Origin of the sequence: Nocardioides sp. NPDC023903 (assembly GCF_040639295.1) — a bacterium.
Lineage (GTDB): Bacteria > Actinomycetota > Actinomycetes > Propionibacteriales > Nocardioidaceae > Nocardioides.
The window spans coordinates 1-1,068 of record NZ_JBEZZS010000116.1; the positions used below are offsets into that span (position 1 = coordinate 1).

Annotated in this window: 1 protein-coding gene and 1 pseudogene; one reads left to right on the forward strand and one right to left on the reverse strand. The window is 69.1% G+C overall.

The genetic code is table 11. From position 1 onward, the window contains the following. Window positions 1–442, forward strand: a pseudogene (locus AB0F44_RS30345) (pyridoxal 5'-phosphate synthase lyase subunit PdxS); the annotation flags it as partial. Window positions 443–603: 161 nt separating this feature from the next. Here AB0F44_RS30345 and AB0F44_RS30350 read toward each other — a convergent pair. After that, window positions 604–1,068 (reverse strand): response regulator transcription factor (locus AB0F44_RS30350; RefSeq protein WP_357361103.1); only part of this gene is annotated, 465 nt, incomplete at its 5' end.

The window sequence follows — 1,068 nt, forward strand, 5'->3', positions numbered from 1 at the left end:
CAAGGGCGAGGCGGGCACCGGTGACGTGTCCAACGCGACCACCCACATGCGCACCATCCGCGGCGAGATCCGCCGGCTCACCTCGCTGTCCGAGGACGAGCTGTTCGTGGCCGCCAAGGAACTGCAGGCCCCGTACGAGCTGGTCCGTGAGGTCGCGCAGACCGGCAAGCTCCCGGTCGTCATGTTCACCGCCGGTGGCATCGCCACCCCCGCCGACGCCGCCATGATGATGCAGCTCGGCGCCGAGGGTGTGTTCGTCGGCTCGGGCATCTTCAAGTCCGGCAACCCCGAACAGCGCGCCGCCGCCATCGTCAAGGCCACCACCTTCTACGACGACCCGGACGTGCTGGCCAAGGTCTCGCGCGGCCTGGGCGAGGCCATGGTCGGCATCAACGTCGAAGAGATCCCGCAGCCGCACCGTCTGGCCGAGCGCGGCTGGTGATCGTGGGCCCGACAATGTTCGGGCACTGAAACATTCGCTTCGGCGGGCCTCGCGATCGCGACGCCCGCCGAGGCATTTTCCGTGCGACGGCTCAGCGCTGGACGAGCCCGGTGGTCAGGGTATCGAGACGCATCGCGCTGTCCGTGATCTGGCGCAGGTTCTCAGAGAATGCCGTGTTCGTGGGCGTAGATGGCGGCTTGGGTGCGGTCACGGACGCCGAGGCGGTTCAGGATGCTCGAGATGTGGTTCTTGACCGTGCCCTCGCTGAGGTAGAGGGACCGGGCGATCTCGCGGTTGGCGGCGCCGGTGGCGAGCAGGCGCAGGACCTCGGTTTCGCGGTCGGTGAGCTCGATGGTGGGGCGTGGCGTGCGCGATCGGACCATGGCGGCCAGACGCGCGGTGACGGCGGCCGAGTACTGGTCGACGCCCGCGTGCGCGAGGCGGATCGCCTGGGCGAGTTCCGCGGCGGGCAGGTCTTTGAGGAGATATCCGGATGCGCCCGCGTGCAGGGCAGCGACGATGTAGCCGTCGTCGTCGAAGGTCGTGAGCATCAACACAGTCGCCCGGCCGCGCAAGAGGGCGGCTGCCTCGACTCCGCCCATGCCGGGCATGCGCACGTCCATCAG